This is a genomic window from Mesorhizobium sp. (genome assembly GCF_965229135.1).
Taxonomy (GTDB): Bacteria; Pseudomonadota; Alphaproteobacteria; order Rhizobiales; family Rhizobiaceae; genus Mesorhizobium.
In genome coordinates this window covers 5,291,019-5,307,402 of sequence record NZ_OZ245860.1, presented here as the reverse complement: position 1 = coordinate 5,307,402, position 16,384 = coordinate 5,291,019, and the positions used below count along the sequence as shown (strand labels likewise).

General features: G+C 64.9%; 16 protein-coding genes. 11 read left to right on the top strand and 5 right to left on the bottom strand.

Translation table 11 applies throughout. The annotated features are described in order from the left end of the window. The first annotated feature begins 5 nt into the window (after nucleotides 1–5). Genes ACO07C_RS25380 through ACO07C_RS25365 form a run of 4 tightly spaced genes read left to right on the top strand, consistent with a single transcriptional unit; the run spans nucleotide 6 to nucleotide 3,814 of the window. Nucleotides 6–1,523, top strand: a complete 1,518-nt coding sequence (locus tag ACO07C_RS25380; RefSeq protein ID WP_421916913.1) for a sugar ABC transporter ATP-binding protein — start codon at nucleotides 6–8, stop codon at nucleotides 1,521–1,523. Between the two features lie 11 nt (nucleotides 1,524–1,534). After that, entirely contained in the window at nucleotides 1,535–2,515 is a 981-nt protein-coding gene (locus tag ACO07C_RS25375) for a ribokinase (protein ID WP_421916912.1), read from the top strand. After that, nucleotides 2,512–2,973: a D-ribose pyranase gene (rbsD, locus tag ACO07C_RS25370; RefSeq protein ID WP_115142516.1), complete on the top strand. Its 462-nt coding sequence runs from the start codon at nucleotides 2,512–2,514 to the stop codon at nucleotides 2,971–2,973. The genes ACO07C_RS25375 and rbsD overlap by 4 nt, the downstream gene beginning before the upstream one ends. Nucleotide 2,974: 1 nt before the next feature. Further along, a complete protein-coding gene (locus ACO07C_RS25365) occupies nucleotides 2,975–3,814 on the top strand; it encodes a 3-methyl-2-oxobutanoate hydroxymethyltransferase (RefSeq protein ID WP_421916911.1) in 840 nt (279 codons plus the stop codon). A gap of 137 nt (nucleotides 3,815–3,951) precedes the next feature. Here ACO07C_RS25365 and ACO07C_RS25360 read toward each other — a convergent pair whose 3' ends face one another. After that, nucleotides 3,952–4,860, bottom strand: a complete 909-nt coding sequence (locus ACO07C_RS25360; protein WP_421916910.1) for a LysR family transcriptional regulator — start codon at nucleotides 4,858–4,860, stop codon at nucleotides 3,952–3,954. Nucleotides 4,861–4,952: 92 nt separating this feature from the next. Here ACO07C_RS25360 and ACO07C_RS25355 point away from each other — a divergent pair, with 92 nt between their 5' ends. Next, nucleotides 4,953–6,191, top strand: a complete 1,239-nt coding sequence (locus ACO07C_RS25355; protein ID WP_421916909.1) for an MFS transporter — start codon at nucleotides 4,953–4,955, stop codon at nucleotides 6,189–6,191. A 13-nt stretch (nucleotides 6,192–6,204) separates the two neighbouring features. Here the strand turns inward: ACO07C_RS25355 and ACO07C_RS25350 are convergent, their stop codons facing one another. Continuing rightward, nucleotides 6,205–6,561: a winged helix-turn-helix transcriptional regulator gene (locus ACO07C_RS25350; protein WP_421916908.1), complete on the bottom strand. Its 357-nt coding sequence runs from the start codon at nucleotides 6,559–6,561 to the stop codon at nucleotides 6,205–6,207. 83 nt (nucleotides 6,562–6,644) lie between these two features. Between ACO07C_RS25350 and ACO07C_RS25345 the strand changes: the two genes are divergently transcribed. Further along, nucleotides 6,645–7,628 carry a zinc-dependent alcohol dehydrogenase family protein gene (locus tag ACO07C_RS25345; protein ID WP_421916907.1) on the top strand — a complete coding sequence of 328 codons (984 nt, stop codon included), beginning with the start codon at nucleotides 6,645–6,647 and terminating at the stop codon, nucleotides 7,626–7,628. Between the two features lie 36 nt (nucleotides 7,629–7,664). On the opposite strand, the gene ACO07C_RS25340 is transcribed toward ACO07C_RS25345, so the two are convergent. After that, nucleotides 7,665–8,243 (bottom strand): phosphoglycerate mutase family protein, encoded by a 579-nt coding sequence (locus ACO07C_RS25340; RefSeq protein WP_421916906.1) that lies wholly within the window; start codon nucleotides 8,241–8,243, stop codon nucleotides 7,665–7,667. 160 nt (nucleotides 8,244–8,403) lie between these two features. Here ACO07C_RS25340 and ACO07C_RS25335 point away from each other — a divergent pair, with 160 nt between their 5' ends. Beyond that, a complete protein-coding gene (locus ACO07C_RS25335; protein WP_421916905.1) occupies nucleotides 8,404–9,231 on the top strand; it encodes a class I SAM-dependent methyltransferase in 828 nt (275 codons plus the stop codon). Here the strand turns inward: ACO07C_RS25335 and ACO07C_RS25330 are convergent. Together ACO07C_RS25330 and ACO07C_RS25325 are read right to left on the bottom strand one after the other, a co-directional pair. Then, a complete protein-coding gene (locus ACO07C_RS25330; RefSeq protein WP_421916904.1) occupies nucleotides 9,228–10,433 on the bottom strand; it encodes an NAD(P)-binding domain-containing protein in 1,206 nt (401 codons plus the stop codon). The genes ACO07C_RS25335 and ACO07C_RS25330 overlap by 4 nt on opposite strands. 257 nt (nucleotides 10,434–10,690) lie before the next feature. Beyond that, nucleotides 10,691–11,899, bottom strand: a complete 1,209-nt coding sequence (locus ACO07C_RS25325) for an ATP-grasp domain-containing protein (protein WP_421916903.1) — start codon at nucleotides 11,897–11,899, stop codon at nucleotides 10,691–10,693. 469 nt (nucleotides 11,900–12,368) lie between these two features. Between ACO07C_RS25325 and ACO07C_RS25320 the strand changes: the two genes are divergently transcribed. The 4 genes from ACO07C_RS25320 to ACO07C_RS25305 are packed head-to-tail and all read left to right on the top strand — an operon-like array spanning nucleotide 12,369 to nucleotide 16,345. Continuing rightward, a complete protein-coding gene (locus tag ACO07C_RS25320; RefSeq protein WP_421917600.1) occupies nucleotides 12,369–13,187 on the top strand; it encodes an ABC transporter permease in 819 nt (272 codons plus the stop codon). Nucleotides 13,188–13,200: 13 nt separating this feature from the next. Then, complete coding sequence (locus tag ACO07C_RS25315) at nucleotides 13,201–14,025, top strand: ABC transporter permease (protein WP_421916902.1); 825 nt, start codon at nucleotides 13,201–13,203, stop codon at nucleotides 14,023–14,025. 15 nt (nucleotides 14,026–14,040) lie between these two features. Beyond that, nucleotides 14,041–15,183, top strand: coding sequence for an extracellular solute-binding protein (locus ACO07C_RS25310; RefSeq protein ID WP_421916901.1), 1,143 nt, complete (start codon nucleotides 14,041–14,043; stop codon nucleotides 15,181–15,183). Next, nucleotides 15,176–16,345, top strand: coding sequence for an ABC transporter ATP-binding protein (locus ACO07C_RS25305; RefSeq protein ID WP_421916900.1), 1,170 nt, complete (start codon nucleotides 15,176–15,178; stop codon nucleotides 16,343–16,345). Before ACO07C_RS25310 ends, ACO07C_RS25305 begins: the two co-directional genes overlap by 8 nt. The last annotated feature ends 39 nt before the right edge of the window (nucleotides 16,346–16,384 follow it).

Below are 16,384 nucleotides of genomic sequence, written 5' to 3'. Positions count from 1 at the left end.
CAGCAATGACAAAGCAACAGTCCCCTGCCCCCATCGTCGAGATTTCCGGACTGACCAAGCGGTTTCCCGGCGTGCTGGCGCTCGACCGCATTTCCGTGGCGTTCCGGCCGGGCGAAGTGCATGCCGTGATCGGCGAGAACGGCGCCGGCAAGTCCACGCTGATGAACATACTGGCAGGCGACCTGCAGCCCGATGGCGGCGAGATACGCATCGACGGCAGGCCGGCCACCATCGCCTCGCCGCTGGCCAGCCGCGCCGCCGGCATCACCGTCGTCTACCAGGAACTGGCGCTCTGCCCGACGCTGACCATCGCCGAAAACATCATGATGTCCGACATGGCCGGGCGCCCCGTCGTGTCGCTGGTGCCGCGCGACGAGATGCGCCGCGAGGCGCGCTCGGCACTCACCCGCCTCGGCATGGGCACGCTCGATCCCGACACCAAGGTCTCGCGCCTGTCCGTGGCCGAGATGCAGCTTGTCGAGATCGCCGGCGCCATCCGCCAGCGCGCCCGCGTGCTGGTGCTCGACGAACCCAATTCAGCGCTTTCCAAGCGTGAAAGCGACCGCCTGTTCGAGATCGTCAAGCAGTTGCGCGCCGATGGCGTCACCGTCATCTATGTCTCGCACCACCTCAAGGAAGTGCTGGACCTTGCCGACCGTATCACCGTGATGCGCGATGGCCGTACCATCGAGACCATGGACAATGACGGCCTGTCGGAAGACCGGCTGATCCGCGCCATGGTCGGCCGCGAGCTCGACACCGCGGCGCAGTGGTCGCTGCGGGCCGAGGCCCGCTCGCATGAAGCACCCGTCGTGCTCGCCGTCGAAAGGCTGAGTGCTCCGGGCCTGGACGAACTGAGCTTTCACGCCCGCGCCGGCGAAATCCTCGGCATTGGCGGCCTGCCGGATTCCGGCAAGGACATGCTGGGCGAGGCACTGTTCGGCCTGTGCGGCCGAGGTGGCCGCGTCACCATCGACGGCAAGGAATTGCGCGGCGGCGACCCGCGGGCCTCGATCCGCAACGGCATGGCGCTGGTGCCGGCCGACCGTCGCGGCGCCGGCGCGCTCTTGACCATGAGCGTCGCCAACAATGTCGTCTCCGCCTCGCTGCCGCGCTTCTCCATGGCGGGCTTCATGCGGCGCGCCGCCGTCCGCCGCGAGGCGCGCGCGCAGGTCGCACGGCTCGATGCGCGCATTTCACATCTTGGCCAGAAACTGGGCACGCTTTCGGGCGGCAACCAGCAGAAGATCATCCTCGGCCGCAGCCTCGTCACCAACCCGCGCGTGCTGGTCCTGCACGAGCCGACGCGCGGCGTCGATGTTGGCGCCAAGGCCGAGATCTACGCCATCCTGCGCGGCATCGCCGGCGAAGGCGTGGCGGTGCTGATAATCTCGTCGGAGATTCCCGAATTGATCATGAACGCCGAACGCGTACTGGTGCTGCGCAATGGCCGCGTTTCCGGCGAACTGACCGGAGCCGGCATCAACGAGGAAGCGATCCTGGCGCGCGCCATGGCGTCCTGAACGAGGGATTGATGAATAAACCCGACACCGCACCCAAAATTACCATCGTCGGCAGCTTCGCCGTCGGCCTGACCATCCGCGCGCCGAAACTGCCGATCTTTGGCGAGACCATGCTCGGCACCGATTTCGACATGGGCGCCGGCGGCAAGGGCTCGAACCAGGCGGTGGCGACCTCCCGTCTCGGCGCCAGCTCCTCCCTGGTCGCCATCATCGGCACCGACAAGCTGGCCGGCATCGCCACCGACCTCTATGCCGCCGAGGGCGTCGATGCGAGCCTTGTGACCACGAGGACGGAGCGCGCCACCGGCGTCGGCTTCATCATCCTGAACGACAAGGGCGAGAACTTCATCGTCCTCGACATGGGCGCCAACGAACTGATGGACGCGGCCGTCGTCGACAGCGCCGACCAGCGCATCGCGCAAAGCGATGTGGTGATGACGGTGCTGGAAGTGCCGACCGCCGCCGCCGCGCGCGCCATGGAGCTTGGCCGCAAGCATGGCGCCCGCACCATCCTCAATCCGGCTCCGGCGCGCCAGCTTCCCGACGCGATCTTCGCCAATGTCGACTATCTCACCCCCAACGAGAGTGAATTGCGCATCCTGCTCGGCCTGCCCGCCGACGATCCGCGCTCCTCGCGCGAACTGGCCGGCGAACTGCGCCGCCGCGGCGTGCGCAACGTCGTGGTGACGCTCGGCCGCAGCGGCGCGCTGGTCCTCACCGACGAACTCGACGTGATGGTGCCCGCCGTGCCGGTCGACGTGGTCGACACGACCGGCGCCGGCGACGCGTTCAACTCCGGCTTCGCCGTGGCGTTGGCCGAAGGCCGCGACATCGTCGATGCAGTGCGCTTCGGCGTCGTCTGCGGCTCGATCGCCTGCACGAGGCTCGGCGTCATTCCCGGCCTGCCCGAGCGGGCCCAAGCCGACGCGCTGTTCGCAAAAGCTCTCGAGACAACATGGGCCCCCAAGGCAAAACAAAAGGAAACGACATGAACCGTAACCGGCTGCTCAACGCGGAACTGTCGCACGCCATCGCCTCGATGGGCCATGGCGATCTGATGATCGTGTGCGACGCGGGCTTTCCGATCCCGTCGAGCGCCTGGCGCATCGACCTCGCCATTTCGCCGGACGTGCCGGACCTGGAAACCGTGCTCGGCCCGATCGCGGCGAACCTGATCGCCGAGCGCGTCGGCTATGCAGACACGCTGCCGGTGCACAATGCGCCGCTGCTGGCGAAACTGAAGCGGCTGTTCCCCGACGCCGATTTCGAGACCACCACGCACGAGACCATCCTCGGCGAGATGGCGAAGAAGGCCAAGGTCATCGTGCGCACCGGCGCCTTCGATCCCTGGGGCAACATCCTGCTTTACTCCGGCGTCGACGTGCCGGCATGGTTCTCCAAGCCCGGCGTCGTCGCGCCCGACTACTACGCGAAGAAGCTGAAGGGCTGACATGCCGCGCATCTTCGACTTCGGCGGCCGCGAGGTCGAACGCTCGGTGACGGTCGCCAGCCTGCGCGCGCTGAAGGGCAGCGGCCGCCATGTCGCGCAGGTGACCGCCGAGACGGCTGACGAAGCGGCGGCGGCGGAAGCCGCAGGGATCGAGATGGTCGTGTGCCGCGCCGTCAACGTCGCGCGGGTGCGGGAAGGGTCGCGCCGCGTCTTCGTCACCGCCGCCCTCGGCTTCGCCGACGCGGTGACATCGGACGAGGTCCTGCGCACCGCCTTCACAGCCATCACCACCGGCGCCGACGCCGTCATTACCGGGCGCGGCCATGACACGGTGCGCATGCTCGCCAACGAACAGATCCCGGTGATGGGCCATCTCGGCTTCGTGCCGCGCAAATCCACCTGGGTCGGCGGCATCCGCGCCGTCGGCAAGACCGCCGACGAAGCGCTCGAACTCCTGGACCGCTTCCGCCGGCTGGAAGACGCCGGCGCCTTCGCCGTCGAATGCGAGATCATTCCCGCCAAAGTGATGGCCGAGATCAACCGACGCACCGGCCTTGTCACCGTGTCGCTGGGTTCAGGTCCAGCGGCGGACGTGGTGTTCCTGTTCACCTCCGACATAACAGGCGAAAGCGCCCGCCTGCCCCGCCATGCCCGCGCCTGGGGCGATCTGGCCGCACTCCACAAGGCAGTGCGCGACGCCCGCGTTGAAGCCCTGTCGGGCTTCCGCAAGGAGGTCGCGGGCGGCAGTTATCCGGACAATGCCGAGGTCGCCGGCATCGCCGATACCGAGTTGGAACAATTTCGCGCGCGGCTGGAAGCCGGCGAAGGCGACAAGCCTTGAGCTAGCGGAATGGGCGTCCCACATCCGATCTCCCCCTTGTGGGGGTGAGGCGTGGTCCGCGCAGCGGACGGAAGGCCAAGTGCTTGGCTTTCCGACAAGGGGCGCTGTCCCGCTAACGTCTCAGTTGATCGCCAGCACTACGACACCACCGCCGCCGGCATCACCAGCCCTTCCAGCAACGCATCGCGAAACAGCGCGATCGGGCGGCTCAGCCGTCCTGCCGGCGGACGGTGCAGCATCCAGGCGCGCACCCGCGGCTTGAAATCCGCGCAGTCGATGATCTCCACCGCATCCCGCCAGGGACTGTTGGCGAAGGCCCCCGGCGTGACGAGGCCGATGCCGTGGCCGCGCGCCACCAGCGGCATTCTGAGGTCCGCGCTCAGCGCCTCGACCCCGACCTGGAAGGGCAGCCGCGCCGCTTCCAGCGTCTGGCGGATGAAGGCACGGAAGCCACAGCCATTCTCGTTCATCACCCAGGGAAAGCGCGAAAGCGTGGCGAGATCGGCAGGCTTCGGCACGCCGAGACCGGGTGCCGCGATCAGCAGCACCGACTGCAGGCCGAGATCCTCGCTTGCCAACTCGTCGGGCGGCTTGACGCCATCGGCAAGGCACACCGCGACCGCGTCGAGTTCGCTGCGCACCGCCTGCTCCACCAGCCTTGGCGACCAACCGGATCTGATGCGAAGGGTGAGTTGCGGAAACGCGGCGCGCAGCCGGTCGAGCGGCAGCGCAAGGGCGGTATCCGACAGATAGGGCATGATGCCCAGCCGGAACTCGCCGCTCAACTCGCCTTGCGGCGACACGCCGGCCTTCAGGTCCTCAATCGAACGCAGCACGCGGCGGCCATGCTCATAAGCCTGGCGCCCGGACGCGGTCGGCTTCAAGGGCTTCGACTGGCGGTCGAGCAGCGCGGTCGCCAGCCCGTCCTCAAGGTTCTGGATACGGCGGGTCACGCCGGGCTGGGTCAGATTGAGCCTCGCGGAGGCGCCAACGATGGAGCCGGTTTCCACCACGGCGATGAAGGCCTCGAGATCATGGATATTCATGCGTATCTCGCATAATCATTATAGAATTGATTGAATTGTAGCATGATAACCCTTCGGCATAAAGTCCCAATCCAATATGCAAGAGGACTATCATGACCGACACCAATGACGGCCAGTTGGCCGAGCGGCTGCCCGCCGGCACCATCACCGGCCCGCGGACGCTGTTGTTTGCCGCCTCGGTCGGCATCATCGTCACCAATTTGTTCGCGCCGCAGACGCTGGTCGGATTGATCGGCCCGTCGCTGGGCGCGGATGCGGCGAGCGGCGGGCTGGTCGCAATGGCCACCTTGCTCGGCTATGCCGCCGGCCTGTTCTTTCTCGTGCCGCTGTCCGACCTCGCGGAAAACCGCGCGCTGATCATGCGCATGCTCCTGACCGCCGCCCTTGCGGCCGTCGTCGCCGCCTTCGCGCCCACCACCGCTTCGCTGCTCATCGTCCTCTTCATCCTCGGCGCGGCCTGCTCGGCCATCCAGATTCTCGTCCCCATCGCCGCTTCCATGGCACCGCCCGGCCAGGATGGCCGCGTCATCGGCGATGTCATGAGCGGGCTGATGGTCGGCATCCTGCTGGCGCGGCCGTTGGCCAGCCTCATCGCCGACGCCTGGGGCTGGCGCGCCTTCTACGGCGCCAGCGCATCGGCACTCGTCCTGCTCACCATCGTTCTCGCCCTCACCTTGCCGAAGCGGCAGCCCACGGCGAAGTCGGGATACCCGGCCCTGATCGCCTCGCTCCTCCAGTTGCTGCGCGACGAGCCCGTGCTGCGGCGTCGCGCGCTGACGGCAAGCCTTGTCATGGCGGCGTTCAGCCTGTTCTGGACTTCGGTGGCGCTGCGTCTCGCCCAGCCACCCTTCGACCTCGGCCAGCGCGGCATCGCGCTGTTCGCTCTGGTCGGTGCGGGCGGTGCTGTCGTGACGCCGCTTTTCGGCCGCGCCGGCGACCGGGGCTGGACAGGACCTGCGACCATCGCCTGCCATCTTGTGCTCATCGGCGCGCTGGCGCTCGCCGCATGGGCGGGCGCCGCCGTCTCCACAACCTCATGGTGGCCGCTAGTGCTGATGGGCGTCAGTGCCGTGCTGCTCGACATCGGCGTCACCGGCGACCAGACGCTGGGACGCCGCGCCATCAACCTGCTGCAGCCCAAGGCGCGCGGCCGCCTCAACGGCCTGTTCGTCGGCATCTTCTTCATCGGCGGCGCCATTGGATCGATGCTGGCCGGCATTGCCTGGACATGGGCCGGCTGGCCGGCGATCTGCGCGATCGGCGCTGGTTTCGGCGTCGCCGCTTTGCTGGTGGACTGGATCGCAGGCCCGTCAGCGTCGAGACCCGGGTGAAACGGGTGGAATGTCAGGCCGGCTCCAGTTCCTGGAACTGCTTGCCCCAATCGCGCATGCTTAACAGCACGGGCGCCAGCGAATGACCAAGGTCTGTCAACGCGTATTCCACCTTGGGCGGCACTTCCGGAAAGATCGTGCGGCTGATGATACCGTCGGCTTCCAGTTCCCGCAGTTGAAGCGTGATCATCCGGGCGGTCGCGGACGGTGTCAGCCGGCACAGCGCGTTGAAGCGCAATTTGCCTTCCAGCAGATGGAACAACAGCACAGGCTTCCACACGCCGCCCATGACCGACAGCGTCGCCTCCACCGCGCAGCCCGTGCGGCCAGCCTTGCGGCGCCGAGGACGGATCTCGACACTATCATTCATGATAGTACATGCTCCATTTGTGCGTATTGTGCCTGATCGAACAATGCTCCAAATGCGTCGGTATCGCAACAAGGATCGGCGTGATGCAGAGCTACAGGACAACCGGCGAAATCAACCCAATCCTGACGCTGGTCGAGGGCCCTGACCCTGTCGCCGGGGCGAACGAACTGCTGATCGACATCAAGGCCGCGTCCCTCAACTACCGCGACCTGATCGTCGCCCAGAACAACAAGGGCGTTCTGCCGCTCTCCGATGGCGCCGGAATCGTGTCCGCGATCGGCAAGGGAACACAAGGCTTCGCGATCGGCGACCGGGTCGTCATCGGCTTCATGCCAGGCTGGGTGGAGGGAGAATTTTCCGCCGCCAAACAGGCGACATCACTGGGTGGTGCAACCGTCGACGGAGTCCTGGCGCAGCGCATCGCCGTGCCGGCCAACGCGGTGGTCCGCATTCCCGAAACGATGACGTTCGAAGAGGCATCCACGCTTCCCTGCGCAGGCGTCACCGCATGGTCGGCGCTGTTCGAGCGTCGCCCGATCCAGCCGGGCGAAACGGTGCTCCTGCTTGGAACCGGCGGCGTTTCGATTTTCGCGCTCCAGCTTGCCAAGCTGGCTGGTGCGCGCGTCATCATCACCTCGAGTTCAGACGAAAAGCTTGCGCGCGCACGCACGCTCGGCGCCGACCATGTCGTCAACTACCGAACCAACCCGGATTGGGTGAGCGAGGTCCTTGGCTTGACGGGTGGACTGGGTGTCGACCTCGCGGTCGACGTCGCCGGTCCCAAAACCCTCAACGACACGCTGAAGGCAACCCGGCATGGCGGCAGGATATCGCTGATGGGAGTGTTGACCGGGTTCGCGGGTCCGATAGACACCGGTTCCATCCTGAACAAGCGGATCACCCTGCAGGGCATTTACGTCGGGTCGGTGGCCGCGCTCAGGGCGTTGTGCGGCACCGGCATCAAGCCTCAGGTCGATGAGGTCTTCCCCTTCGAGAGAGCGGAAGCCGCCTATGAAAGCCTGCGCGCCGCCGGGCATTTTGGGAAGCTTGTCATCAGGGTTGGATGACAGGTTCAACCGACCGGATGGACGACCTGCCAGCCTCTACTTGGCCAGGTCCTGCTGAATGATCTGCGCGGAGCCTGGAACAAGCTGGCCGGCATGGTCGTAGCGCAGCACCACCGTCCAGTTGAAGACGCTGCCCGGCCATTTGCCATCCGGCAGCAGCGCGTCGGGATCGGCGCCGAACGCACGCAGCAGTTTCGCCAGTTCGCCATGATGCCAGGCGATCAGGATGGACTTGCCGTGCTGTTCGCTGGCCAGCGCCTCGAACAGCGGTTTGACGTCCTTGTCGGCGAACCTCTGGTCGATCGGCAAGTTGAGCGCCTGCGACAGCGGCGTCAGCGTCAGGCGCTCGCGCGCGCTGTTCCTGGAATCGGCGCTCGCCACCAGCATATCCGGGCGAAACGGCACGCCGTTCAGCACCAGATGCTGGAAATAGCCGACATAGGCCTGCGCATGCGCCTGCCCTTGCGGCGACAGCTCCGGGCCGCTGTCCGGTTTTTCGCCATGGCGAATGATAACCACGGTCGCATCCGCGAGCCCGCTGGTATCAAGGCTTTTCGCTTGCGCGGGCAGCATGGTTGCCAGCAGGCAGAAAATACCGACGACAACAGCTTTCATGGCAGATCCTTCCGATCCGGAATGGCGATTGATGTGGCGCCATGAATCCAGACCTTGGCGGCGCAAAAGAGGCAGTGTGGCCTGCTGGTCAGGAAATCTTAAACGGCGGCGGTGCAATGATCTCGGACGATGTTCACCCGGCTGGGATGGAGCCTGTCGCATGGCAAATCTCGAGACGCGTCGCCTGGATCGGGATGGCGTTGAGGACCGCTCGTCCGGCCGCCTCGGCAGGGCCTTGGCGCTTGTCCGTCAGCGAGGCCTGCTGGAGCCGGTCAGGCTGGTCCGCCGGCATGGCGTGAGCGCGAGCGTCGGCTTTGTCATGCGCAATCTCCGCCATTTGCTGGCCGACCATCTCGCGCGCAAATGGGACCGCCAACACGGCGTCGACACCGCCGGTTCGATCCAGCTCGACGCGCTCGATGTCGTCGGCCCGCATCGCGCCAAGGGCAACGAGGCCGTCTGCACCTCGCCGAAATCCTTCGACTTCATCATGAAGTCCCTGCCGCATGATCTTCAAAACCATACATTCATCGACATCGGCTCGGGAAAATCGCGCACACTTCTGCTGGCCTCGCGCTATAAGTTTCAGAACATCATCGGCGTGGAGTTCGCGCGCGAACTCGTCGAAATCGCCTGGGGCAACATAGCGACCTTCAGGGATGCGTCGCAAAAATGCCGGGCGTTGAGCGTCGTCCAGGCGGATGCCGCGGCTTATGAATTTCCCGAAACGCCGCTGGTCGTCTATTTCTACAATCCGTTTTCCAGCGAGGTCTTCGAGATCGTGCTGAATAACCTCGTCTCGTCGCTCGCGCGGCATCCACGCGACTGCTTCATCGTCTACGGCAGTTCGAGCCATCGCGCCATCGACTGGGCACGGCCGGCGATCCGCGGCACCGGGATGTTCACCGAGCTTTCCGTACCGCCAATGCCCGGCTTCCTCGATGCGGTCCGGACCATCGACTACGCGGTGTTCCGGGTCCGAGCCTAGCGTCCGCCCCTCGCCCTGCGCACGAAACGCGCGACGGTCCGCGCGGCGAATGGCGTGCCGGCGGTGAAGCGCATCAGCGGGCCGTAACTGCCGACGGCGCTGGCGCCGACGAAATGCAGGCCGGGAATGCTGGATTCGAGCCCAGCCGACAGGATCGGCATCCTGTGCCTGCGTGCGACCTTGGTCAGCATGTCCTGGGAAAACAGTCCGAGCCTGGCGATATCGATCTCGTAGCCCGTGCCCAAGAACACATGGTCGTATACGGCCGAGCCCTTCTCGAACCGCAATTCGACGCCATTGTCCCTGGCGGCGGCGCTGACGATCCTGCTGCCGGCCTTGATCCTGATGCCGTCGAAATCCGGCCGCAGCCAGCCCGTCGCGCCGGCGCCCAGGCTGCGCCTGTTCAGCCCGGCCCGGGCAACTTCCGGAAAATGGTGCACGAAGCCAGGAACCTCGACCAGCCAGGAGATCGGGAACGGTCCGACCCTGGACGGCGACGCCAGCCGCTCCGACAGGAAATCGCGCAAGCTCCAGGCCTGTTTTCCCGACAGTGCCCGATGCCCCAGCCAATGGATGTCGCCACGGCAGACCAGTTCGACATCGGCGCCGCTTCGCTTGAGGAACACGGCGGTCTCGCAGGCGCTCTGCCCGCGCCCGATGACGGCGACCCGTTTGCCGGCAAACGCGTCGAAGCCGGTATGCCCGCTGGCATGGCTGACCAGATCGCCGGGAATGCCCTTGAAGACATCCGGTATCATCTGCTGGTTCGTCAAGCCGGTGGCGACGACGACGCGCCTTGCACGAATGCCATCGCCGTCGGCAAGGGCAACGCGAAACCCGCCATCAGCCGTCTCGACCCGGCTCACCATGCGCGGATCGAGGTCAGGCACGGCCTGCGCCTGGATCCACAGCCCATATTTGACGAAATCCTCGAGCATCAAGGGCTGCTCCGGCGAGATGCCGAGCTTGGCCGCATAGGAGTCGAGCGACAGCGGCCCCTTGTCGTGGCCGATATAGGTGGCATGCCAGGGGGAGCGCAGCCGCATGCCACCCGGCATGTGGTCGCGCCAGAACGACATCGCGCCGCCGATGGTTCGCGTCTCGACGCCTGCCGCCTTGAGCGCCGAAGCCACGCCCAGCCCGTAGGGCCCGGCGCCGATCACCGCCACTTCGCAATCGGTCCTGGGCATGGCAGCGGTCATGTCTTGAGGTCTCGCGGGCCTGTTTTGTCGAGCGCCTGATCGCGACTGTCGGCCGGTCGGGCACCCTGCCGTCCTAAACGCCGCCAAGTTAACAATGCGCAAATGAGGCGCGTTCCTGCGGCAAGCCGGTAGATTAACCGGCACTGTCGGTTAACAGAGCAATTCAGGGAAAGTGTAAAACGGTTTTCCGCCCGCAATTGCGTCCAAACGAGATTGATCGGTTGGGCGTTTCCGCGAAACACCCGGCCGATCAACTTTCAGCGGATTCGAAGTATACGGCGCGTCAGAACGCGCCATGCCGTCAATGGTATGTCGATCAAACCCGGTACGGGATCGCCGGCCGAAAATGTCGCCCATGCCCTCACCGTGCCAAACGCGCGCAAATAGGCCGGGATGTTCAGCCGGCCGCCCGTGATCAGCTTGCCCGCCGCGACAACATCGCGAACCAGATACATCCAGGATGTGTTCGGCCGCGCCGAGACGGCTTCGACCCTCCCGCCCGACCGGACAGCCCAGAGCATGGCGCCAAGATCGACGCCGGCGGCGGCGGCCAGGCCAAACCATGTCCAGGGCCGTGGATTGACGTCGAGTATCTTCATCGAGCCGTCGCGGGCGTCACGCTTGAATTCAATCTCGACCAGCCCGTGATGACCGATCGAACCTAGAATTCGGCGCGCGGCCTCGACCAGTTGCGGTTCGTCGACGATTTCGACGAAGGTGCTGGTATAGCCGAAGTCGACGGGAAACTGCCGCGTGCGCCGCGCGGTGAATTCCGCCACCGGCGCGCCCCGGTTCCACAGCCCGGCATAGGAAAACTGGCTCTCACCGCCTCCCGGTATCATTTCCTGAACGACGACATTCTCGATGCCGACCTGCCCGGTTGCCCATCTGTAGGCGCCCAGGAACGCTTCCTGATTGTCGGCGCGAACCGCCTTGGCACGGGCAAAACGGCTGCGCCCGCCCATGTTCGGCTTCAGCACGACGGGAAAGCGAAGTTCGGCGCTGGCGGCCTGCTCCAGCGAGGCAAGTTCATAGGTCAACGGCACGGCAAGACCCAGTTCGCGGGCCCGGCGGTAGAGCAACGGCTTCTCGCAAACCCATTTCAGCCGCTCCCATGGCGGCAGCACCACGTCGAATACACCAGACAATTGGTCGATGGCCTGCGATACAAGGCGAACTTCGGCGTCGCCACTGGGGATCAGGACAAAGCCCTGCAATCCATGGGTCGCGGCCATGTCGAGCAGGAAGGCAATGGCGCCGTCTTCCCTCGGCCCGGGCCAGTGAATGGTTCGATGCGCGTAACGCGAAAAGCGCGGCAAGGGCGTGTCGGAACTGACCAGCCAGACAGGCACTTTCCGGCCGCCAAGGCTCCGGGCCAGGGCCAGCGTGCCATGCGCCCCGCCAAGAATAACCACCCCGGCGGGCCGGCTCGAAACAGGATCGTCCATCTCTAACTGGGGAAGCATCTGTCAATTCCGGCAATCAGCACTCAGTGGCAGGTTTCCCGAGGGTGCCGATTGACTGGCCCGCAAAATATAAGCGGCATCTAATCAAGTAAGCTGCCCGTCACTGATAATCTTTATGGTCCAGCCGTGGCATGGAAAACTGGGGAGCACAACCTCCCGCCAACAACATCCGGCAATGCCCGAATGGATGCAAGCTTAGCCGAACAGCGTCCTTGCCGGTACAACCTCTCGCGCCAATGCTTCGGCGTGGTGAACAAATTCCCATCTTCCGCCGCCCTTTGTACCCTGCTCGGGAATTGTGCGGTCCAGCAGCGCGAAACGGTGGACAGCGGCACGCCAATCGCCCAAGCTGACCTTGGGGGAGACGGCAGCCTTGCCGATCCATGACAGATAGCCGGATTGGACCATCGTGACCAAAGGCTGGAAACTGTACGACAAGCGATTGGCCTGGGCCTTGGTCGCGCCGGCACTGCTGTTGCTGCTCCTGCTTCTGCTGCTGCCGATCGCGATGATGACGGTCTACACCTTCTTCACCTTCGTCACGGCCGGCGTCGAGCAGGCTACGCTGACCTTCGACAACTGGAAGGAATTCCTCACCGACAGCTACTATCACGGCTTCCTTTTGAAGACCGTGCGCGTCGGCGCCATCACGGCGGTGATCTGCGGGGTCGTCGGTTATTTCCCGGCCTATTTCATCTGGGCCACGACCTTCAAGCACAAATGGCTGCTGTTGCTGCTGCTCATCGTGCCGTTCTGGATCAGCTTCACCATCCGCACATTTTCCTGGATCCACATCCTCGGCGAACAGGGGCTGATCAATGTCGTGCTGATAAGGCTCGGCGTCATCAACGAGCCGCTGCCGATGCTCTACACCGAGGGCGCCGTCATCATGGGGCTGCTGCATTTCCTGCTGCCCTACATGATCCTCAACGTCTATGTCAGCCTCGAAAGCATCGACCGCACGCTGATCGCCGCCGCACGTTCCATGGGCTGCACCAGCGCCCAGGCTTTTCGCGAAGTGACCCTGCCGCTGTCGCTGCCGGGGCTCGGCGCCGGGCTGCTGCTCTGCTTCGTGCTTGCCGCCGGCAGCTATGTCACGCCGCAGCTCCTGGGAGGCAGCCGCGACGCACTGTTCGGCAACCTGATCTACGACACCATCATGAGCCAGCTGAACTGGCCGATGGGCGCCACGCTGTCCATCGTGCTGTTCGTCCTGCTCGGCTTGGTCGCCGCCGCCTATAGCCGCTACATGGGCCTGTCCCAGATCATGAAGGGCCTGAGTGCATGAAGGATTTGGGTGCATGACGGCTCGGCGCCACGACCGCGAGGGCAGATGGGCCTGGCGGCTGACCGGCTTCGTCACTGTCTGCGTCTACATCTTCATGTTCGCGCCGATCATCGCCACGATCGTGCTCTCCTTCAACGATTCCATGTTCGGCGGCTTTCCGATGACCGGCGTCAGCCTGCGCTGGTATGCCAAGCTGTTGACCAACGAGCCGGTGCTCGCCGCTTTCCAGACATCGATGTGGATCGCCCTGGTGACCGCCGCGGTGACGACACTGATCGGCATCATGACGGCCTTCGCGCTGGTCCGCTTCGAATTCGCCGGCAAGCAGGCGATCAACACGCTGGTCATCCTGCCGGCGCTAGTCCCGGAGACCATCCTCGGCGTCGGCCTGCTGGTGATGATCAAGTCGATCGACCAGCCGCGCTCGATGCTGCTGCTGATCCTCGGCCATATCCTGCTGACCCTGCCCTATGTGGTGCTGATCGTTCAGGCGCGCATGGTCGGCATCAAGCGCTCCTATGAGGAAGCAGCACTTTCGCTCGGCGCGTCGCGGCTGTCGACTTTCCGCGAGATCACGCTGCCGCTGCTCATCCCCGCCGTGCTGGCCAGCGTGCTGCTCGCCTTCACCATCTCCTTCGACAACACTTCGGCCAGCCTGTTCTGGCGCCCGGCCGGCGTCGAGACCATGCCGACGCAGATCCTGTCGATGCTGAAGATCTCGATCAGCCCTGAAGTGAATGCGCTTGGCACCGTCATGATCCTGGTGACGGTCGGCATTCCCTTGATAGGCGGGCTCATCCTGCAAAGCCTCACCCGGTTCAGAAAAAAAGCAACGTGAAATGGGAGAACTGCAATGAAACTGACCAACACAAAACGGCTTGAGCGGCTTGGCGAACGTTACGCCAACGGCGACATCAGCCGGCGCTCTTTCCTGAGCCTGACCGCGGCGGCGGCCGCCGCCACCGGGTTGTCCATGCCCTGGATGGGACGCGCGCTGGCCGCCGTCTCGGAAGTGCGCTTCGACGGCTGGGGCGGCGTGGTGCAGGAAGCCATCGATAAATACGCCTTCCAGCCCTATACGGCGAAATCCGGCATCAAGGTCGTGCAGGGCACGTTCGGCGACGAGGACGAGATCATCACCAAGATCAAGACCTCGAAGCCCGGCGACTTCCAGGTCATCCATTCTTCCGGCGTCAACTACTACATCAAATACGTCAATGCCGGCTTCAACTCGGAGATCAACGAGGCCAACATTCCCAACATGGCGAATGTGCTGGCCGCCATGATCGACCCGTTCCGCAAGATCACGCCGAAACTGTCGGCCGTGCCCTACGATTACGGCACCACCGGCATCGCCTACAACACCAAGGTGATCACGCCCGACGAGGCCAAGGAAAAGGGCGCCAACCTGCTCACCGACAAGAAATATGCCGGCAAGATCGGCGGCTATGCCGACATGACGACGCGCGTCTGGTACGCCGCGCTGCAGACCAAGCAGGACCCCAACAACATCCAGGACATGGATGCGGTGTGGGCCAAGGTGCGCGAGACCCGCGACCTCGCCAAGAAGTTCTGGAGCTCCGGCGCCGAACTGATGGACCTGTTGTCGAGGAACGAGATCGTGGTGACCGACGCATGGTCGGGCCGCGTCGCCGCCCTTCAGCAGCAGGGCCAGCCGATCGGCTATCTCGATCCTGCGGGGTCCTATGCCTGGATGGAGGACATGCTGATCCTCAAGGGCTCGCCGATGGCGGAGTGCGAGGAGCTGATCAACTTCATGCTCGATCCGGCGACCTCGATCGCGGTTGCCGAAGGCCAGAACTATCCGCCGTCGCTCGACCCGACCAAGGTGAAGCTGACCGACAAGATCGCCGCCCTGCCCGCCTTCGACCCGACCGGGTCGATGAAGTCGCTGACCTACGCCGATCCGCTCTACTGGGCAAAGAACGAGGACGCCTGGAACAAGCAGTGGGACAGGGTGTCCAAAGGTGCATGACGGCAAGCTCCACGAACCCCGGCCGGCAGCGGCCGGGGTTGAACGCGGCGAGCTTGCCCAGGGCATGGAGTCCGCGGGCATGCCGGCGGTCGAGTTTCGCGACATCGACATCTTCTACGGCAAGTTCGCGGCGGTGCGGAACTTCTCGCTGGCGATCGGCAAGGGCAGCTTCGTCACGCTGCTCGGACCTTCCGGCTGCGGCAAGACCACGATCCTGCGCTCGATCGCCGGCCTCGTCGATATTTCCAGCGGCCAGATCTCGATCGGCGGCAGGCGCGTCGACGATATCCCGATCTACAAGCGCAACATCGGCCTTGTCTTCCAGAACTATGCGCTGTTCCCGCACAAGAACGTCTTCGACAACGTCGCCTTCGGCCTGAAATACCGCGACGTGCCGAAACCCGAGATCGTCAGGCGGGTCGGCAAGGCGCTGGAGATGGTGCGGCTTCCCGGCAGCGAGAAGAAGCTGCCCTCGCAGCTTTCCGGTGGCCAGCAGCAGCGCATCGCGCTCGCCCGCGCCATCGTCTTCGAGCCGGAAGTGCTGCTGCTGGACGAGCCCTTGTCGGCGCTCGACGCCAACATGCGCGAGGACATGCGCGTCGAAATCAAGAAGATCCAGAAAGAGACTGGAATCACGGCGATCTTCGTCACGCATGACCAGGAGGAGGCCCTCTCCATGTCCGACCGCATCGTGGTGATGAATGCCGGGGTGGTCGAGCAGATCGGCACGCCCGGAGAGGTCTACGAACGGCCGGCCACCGCCTTCGTCGCCAATTTCCTCGGCAAGGCCAACATGCTGCCGGGCAGCGTCACCGCCATGGACGGCGCGATGGCGACGATCGCCCTTGCCACCGGCTCCACCGTCAGGGCGGCTTCCCCCAAGCCGCTTTCGCCGGGCAGCGCCGTCACCGTCGTCGTGCGCCCGCGGAAGCTGACGGTCGGCGCGGCCGCCATCGCCAACCGGCTGGCGGGACGCATCGTCTCGACCTCCTATCTCGGCGGCAACGCTGTCTACGAGATCGACATTGGCGGCAACACGCCGGTGCGTGCCAACACGCTCATCGACGGCCAGCCGCTGCGCGAGGGCGAAGCGGTGGATGTCGGCTTCGATCCCAAGGGATGCGTGCTTCTCGATGCGCAGGGCGTGCGGATCGAATCCTGAGTCGTGCGCTCACGCCTCGGCTCAAGGAAGGAGCTCCGT